The 22,706-nt window shown below is 47.3% G+C and carries 19 protein-coding genes; all 19 read right to left on the bottom strand.

Annotated features, from left to right (window positions below; translation table 11 throughout):
* Positions 1 to 524: 524 nt before the first annotated feature.
* The 19 genes from NSQ38_RS06880 to NSQ38_RS06790 all read right to left on the bottom strand — a co-directional run bounded on the left by NSQ38_RS06880 (position 525) and on the right by NSQ38_RS06790 (position 22,169).
* Positions 525 to 1,871 carry an MFS transporter gene (locus NSQ38_RS06880; RefSeq protein WP_339788068.1) on the bottom strand — a complete coding sequence of 449 codons (1,347 nt, stop codon included), beginning with the start codon at positions 1,869 to 1,871 and terminating at the stop codon, positions 525 to 527.
* 69 nt (positions 1,872 to 1,940) lie between these two features.
* A complete protein-coding gene (locus tag NSQ38_RS06875) occupies positions 1,941 to 3,119 on the bottom strand; it encodes a winged helix-turn-helix domain-containing protein (RefSeq protein ID WP_339788065.1) in 1,179 nt (392 codons plus the stop codon).
* A 191-nt stretch (positions 3,120 to 3,310) separates the two neighbouring features.
* Positions 3,311 to 4,105: an ABC transporter ATP-binding protein gene (locus tag NSQ38_RS06870; RefSeq protein WP_339788062.1), complete on the bottom strand. Its 795-nt coding sequence runs from the start codon at positions 4,103 to 4,105 to the stop codon at positions 3,311 to 3,313.
* Between the two features lie 2 nt (positions 4,106 to 4,107).
* Positions 4,108 to 5,028: an ABC transporter permease gene (locus NSQ38_RS06865; RefSeq protein WP_017691724.1), complete on the bottom strand. Its 921-nt coding sequence runs from the start codon at positions 5,026 to 5,028 to the stop codon at positions 4,108 to 4,110.
* Positions 5,029 to 5,132: 104 nt separating this feature from the next.
* A complete protein-coding gene (locus tag NSQ38_RS06860) occupies positions 5,133 to 6,182 on the bottom strand; it encodes an ABC transporter substrate-binding protein (RefSeq protein ID WP_339788059.1) in 1,050 nt (349 codons plus the stop codon).
* A 341-nt stretch (positions 6,183 to 6,523) separates the two neighbouring features.
* Positions 6,524 to 6,685 carry a hypothetical protein gene (locus NSQ38_RS06855; RefSeq protein WP_339788056.1) on the bottom strand — a complete coding sequence of 54 codons (162 nt, stop codon included), beginning with the start codon at positions 6,683 to 6,685 and terminating at the stop codon, positions 6,524 to 6,526.
* A gap of 256 nt (positions 6,686 to 6,941) precedes the next feature.
* Positions 6,942 to 7,799: an Rpn family recombination-promoting nuclease/putative transposase gene (locus NSQ38_RS06850; protein WP_339788053.1), complete on the bottom strand. Its 858-nt coding sequence runs from the start codon at positions 7,797 to 7,799 to the stop codon at positions 6,942 to 6,944.
* A gap of 196 nt (positions 7,800 to 7,995) precedes the next feature.
* Positions 7,996 to 8,643, bottom strand: a complete 648-nt coding sequence (locus tag NSQ38_RS06845) for a winged helix-turn-helix transcriptional regulator (protein ID WP_338589118.1) — start codon at positions 8,641 to 8,643, stop codon at positions 7,996 to 7,998.
* Between the two features lie 12 nt (positions 8,644 to 8,655).
* Positions 8,656 to 9,543, bottom strand: a complete 888-nt coding sequence (locus NSQ38_RS06840) for a rhodanese-related sulfurtransferase (protein WP_076216798.1) — start codon at positions 9,541 to 9,543, stop codon at positions 8,656 to 8,658.
* 239 nt (positions 9,544 to 9,782) lie between these two features.
* Positions 9,783 to 10,892: a hypothetical protein gene (locus tag NSQ38_RS06835; RefSeq protein ID WP_339788050.1), complete on the bottom strand. Its 1,110-nt coding sequence runs from the start codon at positions 10,890 to 10,892 to the stop codon at positions 9,783 to 9,785.
* Positions 10,893 to 10,949: 57 nt separating this feature from the next.
* Positions 10,950 to 12,455, bottom strand: a complete 1,506-nt coding sequence (locus tag NSQ38_RS06830) for a HAMP domain-containing sensor histidine kinase (protein WP_338589123.1) — start codon at positions 12,453 to 12,455, stop codon at positions 10,950 to 10,952.
* Positions 12,452 to 13,162 carry a response regulator transcription factor gene (locus NSQ38_RS06825; RefSeq protein WP_338589125.1) on the bottom strand — a complete coding sequence of 237 codons (711 nt, stop codon included), beginning with the start codon at positions 13,160 to 13,162 and terminating at the stop codon, positions 12,452 to 12,454. The genes NSQ38_RS06830 and NSQ38_RS06825 overlap by 4 nt, the downstream gene beginning before the upstream one ends.
* Positions 13,163 to 13,413: 251 nt before the next feature.
* A complete protein-coding gene (locus NSQ38_RS06820; RefSeq protein WP_084650287.1) occupies positions 13,414 to 14,310 on the bottom strand; it encodes an AraC family transcriptional regulator in 897 nt (298 codons plus the stop codon).
* A 222-nt stretch (positions 14,311 to 14,532) separates the two neighbouring features.
* Complete coding sequence (locus tag NSQ38_RS06815; RefSeq protein ID WP_339788047.1) at positions 14,533 to 15,942, bottom strand: MATE family efflux transporter; 1,410 nt, start codon at positions 15,940 to 15,942, stop codon at positions 14,533 to 14,535.
* Positions 15,943 to 16,178: 236 nt separating this feature from the next.
* A complete protein-coding gene (locus NSQ38_RS06810) occupies positions 16,179 to 17,042 on the bottom strand; it encodes a carbohydrate ABC transporter permease (RefSeq protein WP_339790420.1) in 864 nt (287 codons plus the stop codon).
* Positions 17,043 to 17,258: 216 nt separating this feature from the next.
* Positions 17,259 to 18,140 carry a sugar ABC transporter permease gene (locus NSQ38_RS06805; RefSeq protein WP_338589132.1) on the bottom strand — a complete coding sequence of 294 codons (882 nt, stop codon included), beginning with the start codon at positions 18,138 to 18,140 and terminating at the stop codon, positions 17,259 to 17,261.
* A gap of 38 nt (positions 18,141 to 18,178) precedes the next feature.
* Complete coding sequence (locus NSQ38_RS06800) at positions 18,179 to 19,498, bottom strand: extracellular solute-binding protein (RefSeq protein ID WP_339788044.1); 1,320 nt, start codon at positions 19,496 to 19,498, stop codon at positions 18,179 to 18,181.
* A gap of 114 nt (positions 19,499 to 19,612) precedes the next feature.
* Complete coding sequence (locus NSQ38_RS06795; RefSeq protein WP_339788041.1) at positions 19,613 to 20,407, bottom strand: response regulator; 795 nt, start codon at positions 20,405 to 20,407, stop codon at positions 19,613 to 19,615.
* A complete protein-coding gene (locus NSQ38_RS06790; RefSeq protein WP_339788038.1) occupies positions 20,397 to 22,169 on the bottom strand; it encodes a sensor histidine kinase in 1,773 nt (590 codons plus the stop codon). Before NSQ38_RS06790 ends, NSQ38_RS06795 begins: the two co-directional genes overlap by 11 nt.
* Positions 22,170 to 22,706: the final 537 nt, after the last annotated feature.

Genomic DNA, 22,706 nt, shown 5'->3' with positions numbered 1-22,706 from the left:
TTTAAAAAAAATAATAATTTATTATCCATATAAGAAAATAACATCCATATCTATATGTTTTCGCACCAGATCCAAGGTATAATCACTAAAAAATACCGATGAGGAGCAACGTTTCTTTGAATATTCAAGATCAATCAGAACAAGACGTACTCTTCATCGAAGAATAGTTTTGAGAATTGATCTCTCTTTTTCTTCCTTAGAATCTACAATCGTTTGATAAGAAAACAGTTGGGCGTCAATGCTCCAAGGTTTAGTAACCCATTTCACGGATTCTCTCCTCTGATTGAGTTCAAGATAAGGAACTATATCAAGATCAAGTAATGCATCATAAATTCCTATAATAATGATATGCTTGTCGTATCTTATTTACATGTAAGTTCGCTTCTCTCGGCTTTGGTAAAACCATGGTTATCTCCTCACTCTTTTATGGTAGGAACAGTTAGCTATTAAGAGAGACCCCAAGTTTCAATATGGCTATCTGTCTGACTGTAGATACAATGATGTTAGGAATCGGGTCAAAACAGTCAGACCGATTCCTGCGGAATGGTCTCTTTTGCTTCCGATAGGAGAGGCTGTTTCCCCTCCCATAAGACGCGCTGTAACAGTATGCCAGCAAGACCAATCACCAGCGTAGCAAGACCGATATATTGAAAAGTGGGGCTCGGCCCTGCAACTCGAATGAGCGCTCCGCCTGCAAGTGGAGCTACGACAAGTACAACACTGGATAGTGAATTTTGAATGCCGAAGACACGCCCTACATAGGCAGGAGGGGTCTCCTTTTGCAACAAATAATTCAGTGTGACCATAAATAGTCCATTACCCAGCCCGATGCAAAGGCCCCAGATAATGACCCAAATTTCAGGTGTTTGTGGGCCGATCCACCCCAATGCAGCGATTCCGGCACCCACGAACAGATATCCTCCACCCAGTCCCCACCCATCCGCAATTCTCGGCAAGCGATTTAACAACAAAATGATGACAACTGCCCCTGCGCCTGCAGATGAACCCAACCAGCCGAGCAGTGATTCATTACCTGGCTTGATCTCCCGAAACAGGGTCGTAAACTGATAATCAATCATCAGAATGGCCATGAGTCCAAAACAGCCGAACAGAATCGTACTCAGCACGGTGCGACTGCTCTGTATAAAACGCCAGCCTTGCTTCCACTGGGAGAACAAAGACTCCGATCTTTCCTTTCCACTAGCAGCACTTCCGTCTGATTCAACGGACTCCGACTTCTCCACCAAACGCCGCAAGGGCCATAATACCGCACCTGACAACAGGCGGGTACAGGCATTAATGACAATACAGATTTGTGGTGAGAAAAAGGCCAAAATGACTGCACCCAGAAGTGGTCCCGCCACTTTCGAACACTGGCTTACAAAACCGTTTAGGGACGATGCCTGAAACAGATGCTCCTCTGCCACCACCTGGCGGGTTAACGCCTGCTGAGCTGGAACGTGAAAAACCCCCATCATGGCCCGTAAGGCAAGAAGCGGAAGCAACCATGCCGGGCTTGGTGCGAATAAAATAGCAACGGTTAATCCCACCGTGATCACATCACACAGGATCATGATTTTCACTTTGTGCAGTCGATCAGCAAGGGCACCTGCAAAGGAGCCCAGCAGTATGCCCGGGACAGCCATACATACAGGAATAAGGGCAATGATCAGCGGATCGGCGCCCCAACGGTAGGCCACCATCACCTGGATGGCAAGTGCATCGAACCAGTCTCCAAACGTAGCCAGCGAGTATGCGATAAACATGCGGACAAACCGGAGGTTGGTCCATAAGCTTTTGGAAGATTTCGCAGATGAGGCGGGTGATTCGGTGGATTCATTGGATGTGGGTCCATTTGAAATGACGGTCATACGTGTACTTCCTCCCTTGATTACAGCCATTAGCGGTCTGTATGTTCCTTGGCTGTAATCATAAAGGAGTTATATCAGAGGAAGATCAGAGGATGGGGAGATAGGGGATAAAAAGTTACGTATTTCATCTACAATTTGTTGTCCATATGCGGGTACACCGTAACTTTTGCCGATCTCTGCATACACTTGACGATACTTACTGCGAATTCTGCCTTCAATTCGATGTTGACCCATGAACTGGAGAATCTGAAATGCAGCATTCAGATATAGCGGTGCGTTCAGCGACATCTTTAATACGTCCAGGCCATCATCCATTCTAAGTTCCGCTTCACGAACTCGTCCTTGCCGAAGTAACCATAACCCCTCCATCACCTGAAAACGTCCGATCTCTCGCAGATACGGGGCATCCTTCAATCCCGCTCGCAGGACTGCCATCTGGGCCTCAATAGCTTCACCGCTGCCACCCCACAGTTCCACATACAACGCTGCAAGTGCTACAGGCAGTCTGAAATTCTTGAGCTCGTCAGTCTCTATTACACGATATGTTTCTTCCAGCTGCTCTTTGGCACGTTGATATTGGCCCGCCTCTACATAGACTTCAACGATGTTTAGAATGCGGAGTTCCCGAAGCTGATCGGCAGACAATGCCGATGAATTCAGCGCCTGTTCATACAAAGGTAAGCTTTCTGATGGTTCAATTAGCGAATGAACAAAGATCAATAACCAGTATAAGCGCTCTTCAAAAGCAATTTCTTTCGTTGTAATCAGCCACTCCAGATCTCCCTGTATAAAACGGATATACAACTGATAATAAGGGGCAATCTGAATGCCAAGTGCTTCCTGCTGTTGAACCAGGGTCTGTATGGCATTTCCCTGCCCAAACAAGTGATATTTACGAAGTAATCCGTGAATGACTTCCTGCATTTCTGGGTCCTGAGCAGAAGGGCTAGCGGGTAGAGCGGACTTGTTATCATGCACAGCAAGCCGGTATCCGTAGCCCCGTACTGTATCCAGACGGATCTCATCCCAGCGTTTCAGCTTCTTGCGCAGGCGATAGATATGATCGTCCACGGTGCGTTCAACCGGATATTCAAGCGGCCATACCCGATCCAGCAGTTGGCTGCGGGTGAAGGCTTTTTCCTTGTTTTCATACAAAAAATGCAGCAGTGCAAATTCCTTGGCGAGCAGGCGAATGGACTCTGTACGCCGCGTGACAGTATATGTTCCTTCATCCAATTGCAAAGACATGCCTGGTTCCTCCTACTATGTATAATTCGCTAATCCGAACAGTATAGATTCATTCCATTTTTTCAACGTGTTCAACATACCATAAAAACCCTTTGCGAGAACGCAAAAGGTTTTTATCGTCTATCTTATAGCTGGCTTAGATTGTAGATCACGCTACGTATATCTGTTCTTCCAACAAGTATTCACTTGTCTTAACCCAGCACGACACGATCATCTGCCATCTTTTTGCCGCTAATCCGTTCGAATTCACCAAGCAACTCAGGCACGGTTAACGTACGTTTGCGCTCTTCGCTGACATCCAGAATAATTCGTCCTTTGTCCATCATGATTAGACGGTTACCCAGACGAATGGCCTGTTCCATATTGTGCGTCACCATCAGGGTGGTCAGTCTCATCTCACGCACAAGTGTCTCCGTCAGTTCCGTGATCAATTCGGCACGTGAAGGGTCAAGGGCTGCCGTGTGTTCATCCAGTAGCAAAATCTGCGGCTGGGTAAACGTAGCCATCAACAGACTGAGTGCCTGCCGCTCACCGCCAGACAAAAGCCCCACTTTTGCATTGGGACGCTTCTCCAGTCCGATTCCCAGCTTCTCCAGTTGCGTGTTGAAAACCTCACGTCTGGCACGGGTAACTCCGAAGCCCAGTCCGCGTCCTTTACCACGTTTGTATGCCATCGCCATATTTTCTTCAATGGACATATGTGGTGCTGTTCCTGCCATCGGGTCCTGAAACACCCGGCCAATCCAGCTGCTGCGTTTATGCTCCGGCAGATTTTTAATGGAGCGGTCATTGATCAGTACATCACCCATATCCGGCTTCATCACACCCGAGATGATGTTCATCAGCGTGGATTTACCCGCTCCGTTACTGCCAATCACCGTCACAAAATCTCCCGGATTCATCGTCAGATTCACGCCAACCAGCGCGGTCTTCTCATCCGTTGTACCTGGGTTGAACAGCTTGGTTACTTGCGTAATCTCCAGCATGATCACATACCTCCCTTCGCCTGATGACCCCCGGATCGCATCAACTCTTCTGTTCGTTTGCGAGCCAGACTTCGCTGCTTCATGGAGCGCTGCATCGTTGGGAATACAAGGGCAATAATGACGATCACCGCGGTGATCAACTTCAGATCAGATGTATCAAACCATTCGACCTGTAGGGCAAGTGCAACCACAATCCGGTAAATAATCGAACCAACGATCGCTGCAAGTGTCGCCCAGAATACCGTTCTTGCTCCAAGAATGGCCTCACCGATAATGACGGAAGCCAGTCCGATAACGATCATACCGATGCCCATCGTGATGTCTGCAAAACCTGATTGCTGTGCAATGAACGCACCAGACAGTGCAACCAATCCATTGGATAAGCTGACACCTACAATGGTAGTCACATCCGTATTTGCCCCAAAGCTGCGAATCATGCGTTTGTTATCACCTGTCGCGCGGAGTGCCAGTCCAACATCTGTTTTCATGAACAGATCGAGCATGATTTTAAACACCAGCACGACGATGATAATTAGTACCATGACATGCTCACCTGAGAATGGATTATCCATACCCATAATGGATTTATTCGGTGCGCCAAGAATACGCATATTAATGGAGTAAAGCGCGATCATCATCAAAATCCCGGATAACAATCCGTTGATTTTGCCTTTGGTATGAAGCAGACCTGTACAAGCCCCGGCCACCATGCCGCCAGCCATTGCCGCCAAACAGGCGAGCCAAGGAGAGAAGTCATTGGAGATCATAACCGCCGCGATTGCGCCTCCTGTTGTAAAACTTCCGTCTACGGTAAGGTCAGGAAAATCGAGTATGCGGAACGTAATGTATACACCCAGTGCCATCAGTGCATATAAAAGCCCCAGCTCGATTGCTCCTTCAATTGAATTCCAGCTTATACTCACGCTACTTCCTCCCTGTCTATCGAAAAGAATGAGGCGAACCCGTTGCATGTTCGCCTCGCATCCATACTGCCGGATTACACTTCGGTCAGATTATTGAATGAATCTTATTGAATAATGTTGTTTTCCTGGTCTTTTACTTCGGCTTTCATCTCATCTGTAACCATGATACCTTGGGCTTCAGCCGCTTTCAGGTTCAGGATCAGATCCAGCTTGTCCGGAACGGTGACTTTCATATCACCAGGATTCGTACCATTTTTCAGAATATCCGCGGCCATCTCACCCACCTGATATCCATGGTCATAATATTTGAAGCCAACCGTTGCGAAAGCTCCTTTTTCAACGGTATCCCGATCACTGGAGAAGAACGGAATTTTATTACTGTTCGCCGTTTGGATGATCGTATCAACCGCACTCACGACAGAATTATCAAGTGTGATGTAAAAGGCATCTACTTTGCCAACAAGAGAATCCGTTGCCTGTTTTACTTCAGATGTATTCGTAACGGGTGCTTTCACCAGCTTGATATTATGTGTTGCGAGTGCTTTTTCTGCGTTATCTGCCATAACCACCGCATTTGGTTCACCTTCGTTAATGACCAAGCCCACCGTTTTCACATCCGGCAGATTTTTAGCGATAAAGTCAGCCAATTGTACGATGGCCTCTGGATTCGTGTCGGATGCACCTGTAACATTGCCGCCCGGCTTGTCCATATCGGTCACCAGTTTGGCACCCAGTGGGTCTGTCACTGCTGCAAACAACAATGGCTTGTCCTTCACTTGTTGAGCCAGAGCCAACGCAGATGGTGTTGCGATGCCGAGTACGAGATCATTTTTGGAATCACCCGAGATTTTCTGTGCAATGGACAGGTTGTTCGTTGAATCACCTTGCGCATTATTGTAATCGATTTTAAGGTTCTTGTTCTCTTCAATACCCGCATCCTTCAGGGCTGCGATGAAACCTTCGCGTGTAGCATCCAGGGATGGATGTTCAACAATCTGGGAGATGGCAATCTGGTATGATTTTTCCTCGCTGCCTCCACCTGTTGTACTGCCCGATCCTTCGGATTCCGAGCTTGTACCGCTGTTATTTCCGCAACCTGCCGCAACGATCATTGAAGCAACCATCATCAGTGACATCCAAAATTTCTTTTTCATGTGTGAGAACCCCTCTCCATCTTATAAAATGTGGTTAACCTTATCGATCTGAATTCCATTGACACGATAGGGCGGGACAAAACGAACGCTTCAACGCATTGTTGCTTTGATCGACAAAAGCAGACAAATATAGACTTTTCTCATGCGACTGAAGTCCATGACCCGTGTTGGTGTTTTATTGTTCCCCTAATATTAAGGGGCGTCCCGATATCCGTCAATGGTTGAACCGCTTCCAATTTAGTTTCATCGTATGGTTGTGATAGAAAACATTACATTAAACAAAAAACCACCCACATTGTTCTGTAGATGGTCGCCATGGATACAACAACATAAAGTCTTACTCATGAAAATGGAATATGAAGTCTTCTTCTAATCTCGTCCACGAGCATTGTTTTCTCCGCTTCCGATATGGCATCCGCGATCAATTTGCGTACCGCAACAAGCTTAATCCAAGGTTCGATATCTGCATAACCAATACCGGACAACTTCTCATACTCCTCCATAAAGATGCGAATGCTGGAATAAAGGTATCATGCTCTCGAAGGAGTATGTTACCCGGGTTGGGATTACCGTGACATAGTTGCTGCTTCATGGGTAATTGATAACTGGGCAATCACGGCAGCTATCTCCGCTCCAGACAAGTATTGTGCTTCATCATGAGATTTTTCATATTTAAAATTTTCAAAAAAAGAGGCATCCCTCCCAGTGTACTTTGGGTATGGTCACCTTATATCGATCAATGGATAGCTCCAGAGTGCTTTATTCCTTTTCTTTTTGCAGTTCTTCTAATTCAGATGGTGTTAGCCCGGTAGCTTTAATAATAGTAGCCTGATCAAGACCTAAAGTGAGCATATTCATTGCGATTTTCCGCTTGCTCTCAGCTTCACCTTTCTTGAGACCCTCTTCTCGTGCGCCCTCAATCATGGAAGCTTCGTCCCATAGAAATTTCTGACGGTCAATATATCGTTGACGTGCTTGCTCATCCTGGCTCAGAAACTCTAATACACTCATGGCTTTTTTCAAAGCCGGTTCGGGTTCGTGCATCATTAACGCCTCCCAGCTTGATTTAGTCATTCCTTTCAGAAATAACAGCCAACGCACCAATCCATCCTTTATTTGAATATTTTCATCATTCAGCTTTGGTATTTCCATAAAATGAATCTCTATAACATCCGTCAACGGAATATCAGTATGGTCTTCTCTTAAATGAAATACGTTGTGGTACTGATCATTAGCGAGCATTTTGAAATTAACAATGTTGATCGCTACGCATTTTTTGAGTTGACTATATCTCTGTCCTTCAAGTAATTGTCCGGAATATTGTTTACCCCAATAGAACAAAGTCCTCTTCTCTAAATCATACTGATTAAACAACTGCATTTCAACATTAATTAGCTCACCTTGATCTGTTTTGGCCCGTATGTCCAGTATGGACTGTTTATCTCTCGGTGTATCCTTGTCCAGATAAGGGTTGATTAACACAATCTCGGTCAGTAAAGACTCACCTGCATTTTTGAAGGTATGATTCAGAAAAGCCAGAAGAACATCCTTATTCTCTTCACTTCCAAAGATTCGTTTGAACACATAATCGTTCTTGGGATCAAGCAACTCTGTCATTATTATTCACTCCTACGCGCAAATTGAACAGAATATATCTGCTGAAGTATCAGCAAATATAAGGATGCGAACATGCACTGGATGTTAGCTTCATTATAACACGCATTTCCATACGTAAATAGCGTTTATACGTAATTCATTATCAAAAAAAGAGACTATTTCGACGAATCGAAACAATCTCTTGTGTATAAACCAATTAATTCCCCGACGCTTCGCGAATCTCATACTTGCACCTTTTGCCGCCATCGGCGTAACATTCGGTACGCTCTACCTCAGCTTGAAGCAGCGAGCGGAACAGATCGAGTTCACAGCGGCAAGCCTGCTTGTAGACACTCGCGACTTGCACAATCGGGCAGTTCATTTCCGTAATAACGTAGGTTCCATCTTCTTCTCTGGATGCATCCGCCATATATCCGTTGGCATTCTGGATTCGCGCGAGTTCCTCCACCCGTCCGGCCAGATCCTGGCCCTCCATCTGTGGCAATCCGCTGCGAAGCAGCTTGTCCCGGCGACTCTCGAACAATGCATCCACCACACCACTCCCGGCTGAGTCAGACAATTCTTCAAGCAGTTCCAGCGTAAGGGACGAATATGATTTTGGAAAAAAGCTGTCCCCGCGTACCGTCAATTGGTACACCGAGGACGGACGTCCGGCCGTAGCCCGGGCCTCCCGAACCTCGATCCATCCGTCCTGCTCCAGTGCCGTCAGATGACGGCGAATGGCCATGCCGGTCAGACCCAGATCAGCTGTCATTTCCCTCGCGGTCAATGTACCTTGCTGCTTCAGCATGAACAAAATCCGTTCACGCGTCGTTCGTTCCTCTTCGCGCTTCACGATCAGCACCTGCTCTCCTGCTTATGCGTGTACCGGTGCTGCCTCCCGGCAGGCATCCGAGCAAAAGCGGTTATGCGTCTCTTCGCAATCCTCACAGCTTACATGCTGCAGGTTGCAGGTTGGACAATTAATATATCGGTCATGTGTCGTTCCACAGTGATAACAGCTGGCAATGACAATATCCTCGTCTGTCCGGTTAATCGGTACAGAGATCCGCTCGTCAAACACGTAACACTTGCCGTCGAACAGATGGCCTTGTACTTCCGGATCTTTACCGTACGTGACAATACCGCCGTCCAATTGAGCCACGTCCTGGAATCCTTCATTGATCATGAACCCGGTCAGCTTCTCGCAACGAATGCCACCAGTACAGTAGGTAATAATCGTTTTGTCCTTCATGTCACCCAGGTTCTCGCGGATCCACTCCGGAAACTCACGGAACGACTCGACATCTGGACGAATGGCCCCGCGGAAATGACCAATTTCGTATTCGTAATCATTGCGACCATCGATAACGATGACATCATCACGTTGCAGATGTTCATGGAACTCTTTCGGTGAGAGGCGTTTGCCGCTAATCACATTAGGATCAAGATCTTCGTCCACGCGGAACGTAACCAGCTCTGCTTTGTGACGAACAAAGATTTTTTTGAACGCATGCTCTTCCACATCATCAATCTTGAACACCATATCGCTGAACAACGGATTAGCCAGCATGTCTTTCATGTACTGTTCCGTCTGTTCGGGCGTTCCGGATACCGTACCGTTAATGCCTTCGGATGCGATCAGAATACGGCCTTTCACACCGAGGTCCTTGCAGTATTGCAGATGCTCTTGTGTAAACGTCTCGGGGTCTTCAATCTTCACGAACTTATAATATAAAAGCACGCGGTACGCGCTGTTACACATGTATATCACCTGTTCCTATTCCATGTTGTTATTAGCCGGATCATCCGGCAAGACGACTACGTTGCACCCTTACTTGTAAAAAGAAAATAAACAGCCGCCCGAAACATCGTCTCGAACTGCTGCCTGACATTCGACTTTTATTCCTGCATTCTAGTTTATCGGAAGCGGAACAGCTTAGTCAATATAAATGTATAGAAAGGGATGAAAGATATGGAACATATCTTTCTGCACCATTCACCCTATTCCGAGATCGTAATGACCGAGGTCACAAAGTGATAAGACTCATTCTCCAATATGGCCTGCGATAACAGGATCTTATTGCCTTTCGGGCTCCAGGCGAGCGGGTCAGAAGCGTTGTCCATATCCGCCGAGATCTGGAACTGCTCAGCCGATTCCGTGTTGGAAACAAACAGCCCTTTCTCATTATCATTCTCTGAATTGATGGTGTATGCAATCTTGGAATCATCACCCGACCAGCTTGTGCCGAAAATCTGCGTGCCTCTGGCGAGAGTGGCCTTCTCATTGCCTTCTAGATCGGTGAGCACCAGCGCCCGTTTGGTATCCGCTGTTCTTTTCACAATCGCAAGCCTTGTTCCGTCATTGGAAGGAATGACCCACTCCACACTTTTCAGCACCTGTTTCACGTCACCCGTCTTCACGTCATATGCATTCAACTGGCCGTCTTCGCCCGTAATATAATAGATGGTATCATTCGCAACCTTGATGCTTCGAACATTGAAATTGCCTGTCTCCACCAGCACTTTCGTTGTACCGTCCACACTTGCCGAGATGAGATCACCCTTCATATTGGGAAAAACAACATGGTCATTATCGAGCCACGCACCCTCTTGGATAAATCCATCCTCCTTACCAGCAGGGGTTGTTTCCCCGTTATGCAGGTTCAGAATATAGCCTTTTCCCGTGTTTTCCTCCGGCTCCCGATAGAATAGGTACTGACCATCCGGTGACACCAGCGGTGCACCAAGATTCGCTTCACTTTCCTTGAGCGGCGTATCTGTACCTTTGGTTAGATCATACATGTATAAGTTATGCGGGTACCTTTCCTGACCTTCAACGGTGACGGGTTTCAAGGACTTGTTCTCCTTGTCGGATACAATCCAATCATCACTGAGCCAGGTAATCCCGCGCATATTTGGCAATTTATCTATTTTCTCCAGCTTAAAGCTCTGGTAGACGGATGTGTTGGTGTTATCTTTCACCGTAATATCGGTTCCCGTCTTCCCGCCTTGTGTGTTGCCCCCCGGCTCTGTTATTCCCCCGCATGCTGCTGTTGTTAACAGGACGATGGCCCCGAACGTGCCCAAAGCTGCTTGTTTCCAATTCATCATGGTCCCCCCTGGTTTCTCTTCTATAAGACCAAGCATACACACGGCATACTTCCAAAGTTATTCAGACTTGTTTCGAACTTGTAAACTTGCATCAGCCAAAGGAAATACGAGTTGGAATGCCACACCTTCCCCATCTTCTGGATCACCCGACAGCAGGGTGATTGTACCGCCCTGTTTTTCAACAAACTGCTTCACGAGAGATAGTCCCAGTCCTGTTCCGCCAGTTTTTCTGGCCCTGTCTTTGTTCACGGTGTAAAAGGGTTCAAAAATCTTCTCCCGTGCCTCTGCCGGAATCGGTGTACCCGAGTTGTAGATGCGAATGACCGCTTGACGCCCCTGCATCCGTAGTTCACTCTTCACCCGGATCACACCATCCGGAACGTTATATTTGATCGCATTATCCAGCATGTTGATGAAAATATGCATAAGACTCTCCCGATCACTGCGGATCACCGCCGGTTCAAGATCCAGTTCCATGTTCAGCGCAAACTTCTCCGCTTTCCCACGCATCCGGCCACAGGCATCCTCCAGCAGAGCACTGACCTCTACATCTTCGGCCTGGTTCTCGAAGTCATACTTCTCCAGGGCAGATAAATGTAATACTTTCTCCACCATCTCGTACAGCCGCTCCGTTTCTTTGCCAATGTTACTTGTGGCATCATCAAGCAGTTGCGGATCATCCTTATACATGTCGAGTAGCTCCACATAAGCTTTGATCGACGTTAGCGGTGTCTTGAACTCATGGCTGATGTTACCGATATATTGTTTCTGTTGCTGTTCCAGCGCCTGAAGCTTCTTAATCGCCAGTTGCAGCTTCTCCTGCTCCGCATGCATGGCTGTGATGTTTTGCTGAATGGATGTACTCATATAATAAATGCCCTGCCCCAGCTCCCCCAGTTCATCCTTGCGCCTTACAGGAGACTCCGTAATGTAGTTCCCTTCGCGAATGGAGTCTGCGGACCTCTTCAGCCGGGTAATCGCGACAGCAAACCGATTGTAGAACAGATAACCTAATATGAAGCTCAGCGCCACAACGGTAATTCCGGCCCAGATGAACAATTGAAGGATGCGAGTATAAAATTCATGGTAGCTCTGGACAGGATATTGTATCCATACGGCGCCCATCTGTCCATCCGGACCATCCAGCGGTGCGGCATAGAGCAGGGTCTCACCCTGCTCATGATAGGCTATTTTATTTTGCAGCGCATAGTCTAGCGTTTCCTGAACAAGTTCACTCTCGCTGGAGGCGAAGGATGCTCCCACCTGCTGGCCTGTCATGTTATAGAGTGCTATTGGCAATCCGGTAGAGTTGGCCAGTTCCTGTGCCAGCCTGCGGCCATTTCGCTGTAAAAAAACGTCCTGATCCAGATGAACGGACTCGGTGTAGTAGGACTGTCTCACATTCAGATTCACCAACCGTGTCTGCTGCGATAAAATACCTTCAATCTGTGACTGCTGATTGCGTTCAATACCGCGCAGGACCAGTGAACTAAGTACAACCACGGTCAGGATAAGCAAGGCTGCCAGAAAAACACTGAACTTCAGCTTGATGCTGACTCTCATATGGCCCCGCCTGTTTCAGGAGCAGATGCTTTGTAACCAATCCCGTATACGGTCTGCAATTTTTGCTGATCTGTATCTCCAATTTTCTTACGCAAACGCTGGATGTGAATGTCCACGGTCCGTGTCCCACCCGCATATTCCATACCCCAGACCCGATCCAAAAGATCATCTCGTGTATACACACGCTCAGGATTAGACATGAGAATGGTTAGCAGATCGAACTCTTTTGGGGTCAGATCCAGCTTCTCCTCATTCACGGTCACGGTGCGGTGAGCAACATGAATACGCAGTGTGCCATTCACGATGGCCTGATTCTTCGAATCGTCAGGTGGTGGACTGCTTTTCTCGACACGGCGCATGAGCGCTTTCACCCTTGCGAGCAGTTCACGGATCTCGAATGGCTTGGTCATATAATCATCGGCGCCCATTTCCAGGCCAACGATTTTATCCACGATATCATTTTTGACAGTTAGCAAAATAATGCCGATATCCTCCCGGTCTTCCAGCCTCCGGCATACACCGTACCCATCAAGTCTTGGCATCATGACGTCCAGAATCATGACTTGCGGGTGAAACGATGCGACCTTAACCAAGGCCTCTTCGCCGTCACTCGCAGTCTCTACTTCATATCCTTCGCGCCGCAGCGCGTAAGCAATGGCACTGACGATGCTTGATTCGTCATCTACCACGAGCACTTTTTTATTCATGGGATTCATCCTCTTTATCTATGTCATGAGTTAGTTTATGGGTCTATGTTAGCAAGGTCCGTGGGAATTAGCTATGGATGAGTTTGCAATTTGTATGAGAGACTTTCATCCTCTCAGCTTGGACTTGGCTCTACTTTCTTTATACCCCAAAGGCAACAAAAAGAGCCAACCCATAATTGGATCAGCCCTTGATCTATAGATTTCCAAATCATGTTAATGTTTAAGTCAGCCGTTTAAGGCCCCTTCTGCATTTACTCCTCAAATGACAGATTGAGCGGCTCGTCCGACATCTCGTACTCTGTCTCCATATGTGTCAGCGGTGTGTTCAGATCCACTTCTTCGAAGCGGAAGCTGTCGACCCACACTTTTCCTTTACCGTTCAAAATAACCCCGAATGAAATGACCGCGCTGCCCTCCGGTACATCAAGCACAATACTATACTGATTCCATGGCTGCGTACCCGTAATTGGCCGATCATGCATGTTATCAAATTGGAGTACATCATGAACGTTATTATCCACACGCATCCATAATCCGCAGAACGCATCCACATGCTCGGTCTTCACGAATCCCGATAACTTCATCCGCTTGCCCACATACTTGTCTGCTCTGAACTGTTGCATCATAGTTGCAAATTCGTTGGGCTCCATCGGCGTAACTGCCTTCAAATATCCTGAAGCTTTTCCCTGATGCACTTCGGCAGGATCAATGCCCATCTCATAATTTTGCGGATGACTTCCGGTTAACATCCAACCTGTAATCGTTGACGTCTGATTCATCTGTAATTCCCCTCCTCTGGTTCTTCCTTCGAATAATTTCAGATCGAACAATTTGCGAAAACGTCCTGGTGGCATGCCATATAATTTACGAAATGCACGGGTGAACGCTTCCTGACTCTCAAAGCCACATGCCAGCGCGATGTCCAAAATGCCCGCATCCGTCGACCGCAGGGTCGTGGACGCCAGACTCATCCGACGGTTTCGGATATAATCCACTACCGTCATGCCCACCTCATTACGGAAAATTCGATGGTAGTGATATGGCGACAACAACGCTTCGGATGCCACTTCTTCCAGTCCAATCTGCTCATGCAGATGAGTCTCAATATAGAACAAACTTTGCTGAATCATTGCACGATAACGGCTCAACTGAGGTAAAGCCCCCTTCCATATCCTTACTATACGTGAAGGATGTCATCGTCGTTTTGATCATTTTTGCTATCTTCACTTCGTTTGGCCTCTATCCCGAACGCAAAAAAGAGCCAATCACGGATGGAATCCTTTCCGTAATTGACTCTTCTGGGAAACTGCTGCCCTGTGGCTACTGTTGAGCCACTTCATTGATCTACAGCAGGTTCATTTATCTATTCGTCAGACAGCTGGCACCGGCTGTGCACCAACCTCTTCATCATCATGCTCCACCAATTCATGTTTCTCCCAAGCTCTACTCTTCCAGCGGAAGTACATAATGACCGCACGCGTCCACTCATCAGCCGCAATGGCAAGCCACACACCAGCGAGCCCCAGATGAAGCTGGAATATGAGCAGGTACCCCAGTGGCAGACTCATGCAGACCATGGAGATCAGCCCCATGTATACCGGGAATTTTGCATCCCCTGCCGCACGCAGGGAACCAATGATCACAATATTGCAGGTACGCCCGGTTTCGAGCAAAAGACTAAGCAGAATCACTTGAGCCCCCAGCTTGATAATTTCCGGATTATCCGTAAATATGCTCATCAGTGGCACACGGAATAAAATGATGATTACATCAATGATAACCGTGGCCAGAAGGGCCCATTTTACACTGTCAAAAACACGTTTGTACGCATCGTCTTTGCGCCGCGCACCCACAAGCCGGCCTACAATAATCGATGTCCCCATACCAATCGCCATGCTGAACAAGTAGATATAGCTGGAGATATTACCCGCATACTGCTTGGTTGCCATAGCTTCTGCACCCAGATAGGTCACATACAGCGTGAACACGAGCTGGCAGGAATGATATACCATCGATTCCATCGCAGACGGAATGCCAATCCGCAGAATTTTGCCAATGAATTTCTTGGACAACTTAATGTAGTATTCAAAATCCACCCGTACCTCGCTCACACGATACAACAACCAGAAGAAGATCAGCAGGCAGATAAACCGGCTTCCCACCGTGGAGATTGCTGCACCTTCCACCCCAAGCTTCGGCAGGCCGAAGTGTCCAAAGATCAATGCATAGTTACCAACAACGTGAATCACGTTCATGAATACAGCAACATACATCGTTTCTTTGGTGTAACCATGTGTACGAATCGTCGCAGCCAGCGCATTAATGAGTGCCTGGAGGAAGATCCCGCCACCAACGATATTTATATACGAACGGGCAAAATCATAAATTTCGCCTTGAATATTCAGAAGTGTTAGCAATTGTCCTCCGAACAGAAGGAAGATTCCGCTCAGGACCAGACCTACGATAAGATTCAGTGTGATCGCATTACCTGTAACCTGCGCTGCTTCACTTAACTTTTTCGATCCGATATATTGTGCGACTACAATCGCAGCACCATGTCCAATGACTTCCAATACAAGGATAGCGATAGAAATAATCTGATTGGCTGCTCCAACGCCGGAGACCGCATTATCGGATACCGAGCTGAGCATGAGCGTATCCACGCTCCCCATCAACATAAATAAGAAGAGTTCCAAGAAAATAGGCCATGTCAGTCGAATCAGATTCAGATCCTTGGCATCAGAACGAAGGGACTCTTTGGTTGAGGATATTGCTGTCATTTTCTCACCTTTCCCATGTGGGCTTTAATTCTTAGGGTATGTTAGCACAGGTAGTTTGAAAATGCAGTAGTTTTGCGAAAATAGTTGAAAGTTTTTTGTAATTCCATAAATAGGTATTTTCAGCGTTTTCATCAAGCCCTGTTTCCGTACGCCTGCCCGAGGTTTTAGAAGATAAAAAAGGCCCCTCCCGACTCGCTTTTAAGCAAGTAATGGAAGGACCTTAGATCCCCAGCCTTTTAACCTTTAACAGAACCCGCAGCAATTCCCTCTACGATTCGATTACTCAGGATGAGAAACGCAATCAGGATCGGCAAAATACTAATCATCAGCGTTGCACCAATCGCTCCCCAATCTGTTGTATATTGACCGATAAAGTTCTGTACCCCAACAGTTAAGGTCTTGTACGAATCTGTACTGATGAACGTATTAACAAAGATAAATTCATTCCAGTTATAGATCATGTTGATGATCGCCGTTGTGGAAATGACCGAAGACGTCATCGGCAGCACAATCTGAAAGAAAATCCGATGCACGGAGCAGCCATCCATCACTGCGGCTTCTTCCACTTCACGGGGAAGCGCGTAGTAGAATCCCAGTAGAATCATAATGGTAATTGGCATATTAAAGGCAATGTAAGACAAGATGACTGACAAAGGATGATCGGTGAGATTAAGCTTCAGGAACAAGCTGAACAGTGGGATCAATGTGGAGTGCACAGGGATCATTAGACCCACCATGAATAACCCCAATATCAACGAGCGACCCTTCCAGCGCATACGTGTAATGGCAAAGGTCACCAGACTGGCAAACAGCACGGTGAACACAACCGAGACCGCCGTAATCCATACACTGTTGAAGAAGTATAAGCTGATATTTCCCTCTGTCCATACCTTGACATAGTTTTCCCAACGCGGGGTAGCAGGAAGGGAAAAAGGCGCCATGTCGAATACTTCCTGATTATTTTTAAGCGAGAATAACAGCAGCCATACCAAGGGCAAAATTTGCAGCAAAGCTACCAGGGACAAGAGGAAATACAGCAGAACATATCCGAATCTCCTTAACCATGCCGAACCTCGGCTTGTCCCCGGGTACGTTGGCAATCTAACGGCCGTATCCGTCTTCACCGGGATGGACCTCCTTTCATTTCACTAGGGCGTGTCTGGAAACTCCGAAGGTGGCAGATTTTGCCGAATTTTCGTTCCAAGCAAGGAAATTTTCCGCAGGCGTGCCGGGGCACGTCAAGGGAAAGTGACGCAGCAGGGGGCGAAAAGGCGGTAAAAGATGCACTTCAGCGAGTTTTCAGACACGAACTAGCGTCAGGAATACTGGATCGTATCTTTGGATGCTGTCGCTTTTCGAAGCAGCCAGGTAACCAGCAGACAGATCAAGAGCAGGAAGAAACCTACAGCACTGCCGTAACCAAAGTCGAAGCTACGGAACGCCTGACGATACATATAGGAGGCCATCACTTCGCTGGAACCATTCGGTCCGCCATCGGTCATCACGTAGATGAGATCAAAATACTTGAGTGAACCTACCACAGCCAGTACAACGGTCACCTTGATCACCTCAGTAATAAGCGGCAGCTTGATTCGAAAAGCGATCTGCCAAGGGCTTGCTCCATCAATCCGGGCTGCTTCCACCAGAGATTCCGGAATATTTTTGAGTGCCGCATAATAGATCAAAATATAGAAGCCTGCATACTGCCACAGTATCGGTACGAACAATGCATACAGCACCAGGGATGGTTCCGCCAGCCAGGCTGGCGGATTGCTGAAGCCGATCGCTTCCAGAAAGGTGTTCAGCACACCATTGCTGGGATGATAGATCTTCAGCCATAACTGGGCGATCGCGACCGAAGACAGCAGCATCGGGATCAAATATATTTTGCGGAACAGATTGGCACCCTTGATTTTGCCTGACAGCACCAAAGCAATCATCAGATAACCGATCAGACTCAGCGCAGAGAACAAAGCAAGCAAAAAAGTATGACCCGCACTCTGCCAGAATGTTCCGTCCTGAAGCAGTCTGGCGTAATTATCCAATCCAATATAGGTCATTGCACCGATCCCGTCCCATTGCATCAACCCATAATACCCGGTGAGCACGATTGGGATGTAAACCAAGACCAGCAGCAGAAGCAGTGCAGGAAGCACGTACAACGCAGCAACGAGACGGTTGGACATGACTTTGTCCATCACATTATCCTCCCTTCAAGCGTTCAAACGTGTGTACGTCAATTGCCTTTATCAATCGCAGCCTGATGATTCTTCACAAAGTCCTCCGGTGTTACCGCTTTGCCAAACAGCGCCTGAATCATATCCAGATGTGCCTGAGCGGCTGCCGGTTTCATCTGCACGTCTGCAAAAAGTGTGAGACTGCTGGCCTGATTCAATTCGTTGAGCAGGTCAATGTAAAGCTGTGGCAGCTGTACTGCAGCTGTATCTACTTTGGTAGCCGGGATGACGCCTGCTTCAGTCACCGAACTCTCACCCCATTTTTCCACAAAGTATTGCACGAACTTCGCCGCTTCTTCCTTCACTTTGGAGTTCTGGGCCACGAACAGCCCTACGCCTGGTCCACCTACCCAGCTGTTAATATCACTCTTGCCATCTTCCATCGTTGGGAATTTGAAAAATCCGATCTTGTCCTTGAATTCCTGCGGGATGTCCGGGTTGGTCGTGAAGTTTGGCAGTTCCCAGGTGCCCATCAGATACATGGCAGCCTTTTCATTCATGAATTCGGATTTGCCCTCATCGTTGGACAACCCGTTGAAGCCTTTGTTGAAGGCATTCATATCCACCAGCTTTTGTACCTCGGCAGCAGCTTGAGTCAGCGCAGGATCGTCAAACTTGCCGGAGCCATTGATCGCCTTTTCCAGTGCATCTCCACCTAACCGATTCGCCAGATACATATACCAGAGTGAGCCGGTCCAGCGGTCTTTATTACCCAGTGCGATCGGAACCTCACCGTTATCTGTCAGTGTCTTCAGCACACTCAGGAATTCATCGTACGTTGCTGGCGGCTGCAAGTTATATTTCGCAAAAATGGCTTTGTTATAATAAATGGGGGAGATATTCAACTCGATTGGTAACGCATACGTTTTGCCGTCTATGGCATAGGCTTCTGTTGTTCCGGCTATGAATTTCTCGCCCAGCGAGCCGCTCAGCAGATCATCGACCGGTGCAAACAGATTCCCCTTCACATAAGGCTCCAGAAATCCAGCAGCCCAAGTTACACCAACATCGGGAAGTTCATTCGATGCCGACAGAATTTTCAATTTGTTCTTGTATTGTTCATTCTCCAGCACTTCCTGCTTAATGGTCACATTGGGATGATCCGTCTGATACTGCTTGATGATATCGTTGACCAGTTTGTTTTGCTGTGCGGAACTGCCTGCTGGCCAGAGGTGCATGAATTTGAGGGTTACTTTCCCATCTGTGCCGTTGCTGCCCGTTTCACCCTCTTGATCCGAACTTGAACTGTTACATCCGGATAAAATTACGGCGAGAACCAGCGTCCATGACAGAAGAATGGCCATCGTCTTTTTGCTCATTATCCCAACCCCCTTGGTTTTTTCGGTTAATGTAACCGCTTTAACAAAATTGTAGCACGGGCCTATCACCCCTATAAGGCCAGAATAATTTGGAAAAACTCCACTTTTTTGAGGTTATTTGTTATCTCGTTCAGATAGGGAATGCCGATATTTGCTTGGACTAAGTCCCTCAAGACTTTTAAATACCGTGATAAAATATTTATCCGTCTGATAACCCACCTGTTCGGCAATCTCCGAGATGGGCATCGTTGTCTGTACAAGCAACTCCTTCGCGCGCTGAATGCGTTTGCGGGTAAGGTATTCACTAAAATTGATGCCGATCTGTTCCTTGAACAATACACTGAAGTAACTGGAGTTGAGATGGAGTAACTCAGCGATTTCACGCATGGTCACATGTTCACCCAGATGAGTATCCACATAGGCCAAAGCTTCACTGATCTGGCTATTAAGCCTCTGTTCCCCGCGCTCCTTAACATCCAGCAACTTGGGGTCAACCATTTCCTGCATCGTTTGAATACGCCGCTGTTGTTCGCTGAACTTCAAGGCTTTTTCGACGGTCTGCAGCAATTGTTCTTTATCAATTGGTTTCAACATATACTCCACGACACCCAGCTTAATGGCCTGCTGGGCGTACTGAAAATCGGCATGTCCTGACATAATCAGGACAACAGGCTTGTTGGAAAAATGTTGAATGGCCTCAATCAGAGACAAGCCAGAGAATTCTGGCATGCGAACATCCGTTATTAACAGATCTGCCGGCTTTTTCTTGAGCCATTCCACGGCCTCGACGCCACTTTCTGCAGTCTGAATGTGATTTCGTCCTGCCGACCATCCTTCCAGTGTCTTGCGAATACCCTCTCTTGTACGCGGCTCATCATCCACGATAAGAATCGTTTTGTCATGAATCATATGCACCCTCCGTTCCCATGGGAATCTCAAAGGAAATGACAGTTCCTTCCCCAACCTTACTTGTTATGGAAAGCCTGCAACGTTCGCCAAGTTGGCTGCCAAAGTAAAGCTTCAGTCGCCGATGTACGTTGATTAGACCTACGCCTGTCCCCTTGTTAGATACAGCGGGGCCACCATGTAAGGCATGAATGACAGATTGAAGCCGTAATTCATCCATACCGGGACCATCATCCCGAACCTCAATGCGAACCAGATTCTCCTCGGTCGAAGCATACACATGGATGCTTATCTTTCCCGGTCCCAGTTTACTTTCAATGCCGTGGAGAATCGCATTTTCGACCAAGGGCTGTATAAGCAGTTTCGGAATGGGGACCTTACGAACCGCATCGTCCAGCTGAATCTCCCATTGCATTCTGTCTCCCAACCGCATCTGCATAATACGAAGATAACGCTCGGCGTGTTCCAGCTCGTCGGCAATCGTAACCCATTCATCCTGCTGCGAACTGGAGATAATGTAGCGAAATAATCGGGACATTGCCACGACCATACGTGCCATCTCCTCGTCTCCCTTTTCTTCAAGGGACCAATAGAACGCCTCCAGGGTGTTAAATAGAAAATGAGGATTAATCTGAGACTGCAACGCCTTCAGCTCGGCCCGGGACTGCATGATTTCCTTCTCATGAACCACACGGGTCAATTCGTTCTGCCTGTAAACCATCTGGTTATACACTTCGTTGAGTTCATTGATCTCCATCGTAGAGCTGACCATTAGATTAGGTCTCATTGCTCCTGGCTGTGCACTGCGCATAGCCCGCATCAGCCGTATGAGCGGACGTGTAATCATCGTGGACAGAAAGAAGGACATGATGAGGAACAGAACAACACCAATCATTCCCGAGACGAGCAGCGCCGTCCTCAGGATGGATACACCTTCCGTTGTCTCCCGCAGCGGGGTCAGGACAGCAAGTGTCCATCCCGTTAACTCCGATTTTTGCCGGACGACGATGTAGGATTCCTCCCCGTTTTGCACGACTGATCCGCTGTCCAATATGGCCTTGGGATCGAGATTTATCTCCAGATCGGAAGTCACCACTTCTCCTGCACCATCCAAGAGCATGATAGAGTCCTGCGAACCATCTGACCCATTCGAATCATTGAGTTGAAAAAAACTGCGTTGCATCCGTACCACCACATAACCTCCATGTTCGAAAGAATGATCCAGCAGGTTAATCCGACGAATAGCCAGAAGCACACCCGGATCTTCAGGGTCAGCGCCTGCCCATACCAGTCTGCCTTTTCCTTCATCCGCCAGGTTGATCCAGTTGCGCTCTACTCTGAGATCGAGGGATCGGTCATCCATCGGAAAGATGCGGTTATAACCCGTAGTGTATATCTCCATACTCTGCGCACCATTGATGAAAGACTGATAGCTGCCTGCAATCTGCAAGAGCGCTTGGCGCTGATTAAAGGTGGCCGGGTTGCCTTGCTTCTCATCGCTAAGCAGACGCTGCACGTATGAATCATCCGCCACCTGGGCGGTCAGTGAATTCACTTGTGCAATGAGTGCATCCAATCTGCCACTGGCTTGGACGGCGGTTTGGTGAATATGTTTCTCCGCATTGCTTTTCAGCAGAGCAGCTATCCGATCATAGGCCGATATGCCTGCGAGCAGCAGAACAACAAGCATCACCATAACAAAACCAATGAAGATCTGATTCCGAAGTGAGTTAAAATGTCCTTTCTTCCCGTGCAACTTCCCCATTCTCCTCTCTTTTTGGCATGTAAAAGAACCCACCACCTTACGCCCGTGCTCTTGAAGACTGGGTACAAACGATGCCGGATTTATCTACGTATTCAGTTCCCCTATATAAAATGAACGAAAGAATATTTACACTTGCCACTACGATGACAGAATAACCTTCCAATCGCTGTTATCCCCAGATTTTTTGATTCCCTTTTTAAAGGGGAAAATCCGGGGATAAAGGCGAACGCTCCGCTTTTTCAGGTTATTTCTGCCCTCTCCGTTCTCGTGCAAATGTTTAGTTCAATTTATATAGTTAAAGCGCTTGCAAAATTGAACCTCAATCTTCTTCTCACTATCTTTGTTTACCGATTAAACTAACGACTAAAAAATAGCATAGTTTTACAGGTTAATCAATCCTCTCAATAGTTCCCAAACGTTAAATGACAAGGATCAAAAACAAAGAGAGGGGACTTTTACAGTCCACCTCTCTTTACTCATCTTCCCTTTACATATGTCCATTCCTTTTACATCTATCTTTTTCTTCCCTACATAATT

This window comes from Paenibacillus sp. FSL R7-0313 (assembly GCF_037969885.1).
Classification (GTDB): domain Bacteria; phylum Bacillota; class Bacilli; order Paenibacillales; family Paenibacillaceae; genus Paenibacillus.
This window is presented reverse-complemented; position numbering and strand designations above follow the sequence as displayed.

What these genes read in the sequence shown, in the direction of transcription:
- NSQ38_RS06855 (WP_339788056.1), bottom strand. Translation starts at nt 6,685, where the DNA reads ATGGAGGAGTATGAGAAGTTGTCCGGTATTGGTTATGCAGATATCGAA.
- NSQ38_RS06805 (WP_338589132.1), bottom strand. Translation starts at nt 18,140, where the DNA reads ATGGACAAAGTCATGTCCAACCGTCTCGTTGCTGCGTTGTACGTGCTT.
- NSQ38_RS06825 (WP_338589125.1), bottom strand. Translation starts at nt 13,162, where the DNA reads ATGAATAAAAAAGTGCTCGTGGTAGATGACGAATCAAGCATCGTCAGT.
- NSQ38_RS06800 (WP_339788044.1), bottom strand. Translation starts at nt 19,498, where the DNA reads ATGAGCAAAAAGACGATGGCCATTCTTCTGTCATGGACGCTGGTTCTC.
- NSQ38_RS06860 (WP_339788059.1), bottom strand. Translation starts at nt 6,182, where the DNA reads ATGAAAAAGAAATTTTGGATGTCACTGATGATGGTTGCTTCAATGATC.
- NSQ38_RS06875 (WP_339788065.1), bottom strand. Translation starts at nt 3,119, where the DNA reads ATGTCTTTGCAATTGGATGAAGGAACATATACTGTCACGCGGCGTACA.
- NSQ38_RS06815 (WP_339788047.1), bottom strand. Translation starts at nt 15,942, where the DNA reads ATGACAGCAATATCCTCAACCAAAGAGTCCCTTCGTTCTGATGCCAAG.
- NSQ38_RS06850 (WP_339788053.1), bottom strand. Translation starts at nt 7,799, where the DNA reads ATGACAGAGTTGCTTGATCCCAAGAACGATTATGTGTTCAAACGAATC.
- NSQ38_RS06830 (WP_338589123.1), bottom strand. Translation starts at nt 12,455, where the DNA reads ATGAGAGTCAGCATCAAGCTGAAGTTCAGTGTTTTTCTGGCAGCCTTG.
- NSQ38_RS06840 (WP_076216798.1), bottom strand. Translation starts at nt 9,543, where the DNA reads ATGTGTAACAGCGCGTACCGCGTGCTTTTATATTATAAGTTCGTGAAG.
- NSQ38_RS06870 (WP_339788062.1), bottom strand. Translation starts at nt 4,105, where the DNA reads ATGCTGGAGATTACGCAAGTAACCAAGCTGTTCAACCCAGGTACAACG.
- NSQ38_RS06795 (WP_339788041.1), bottom strand. Translation starts at nt 20,407, where the DNA reads ATGATTCATGACAAAACGATTCTTATCGTGGATGATGAGCCGCGTACA.
- NSQ38_RS06790 (WP_339788038.1), bottom strand. Translation starts at nt 22,169, where the DNA reads ATGGGGAAGTTGCACGGGAAGAAAGGACATTTTAACTCACTTCGGAAT.
- NSQ38_RS06880 (WP_339788068.1), bottom strand. Translation starts at nt 1,871, where the DNA reads ATGACCGTCATTTCAAATGGACCCACATCCAATGAATCCACCGAATCA.
- NSQ38_RS06835 (WP_339788050.1), bottom strand. Translation starts at nt 10,892, where the DNA reads ATGATGAATTGGAAACAAGCAGCTTTGGGCACGTTCGGGGCCATCGTC.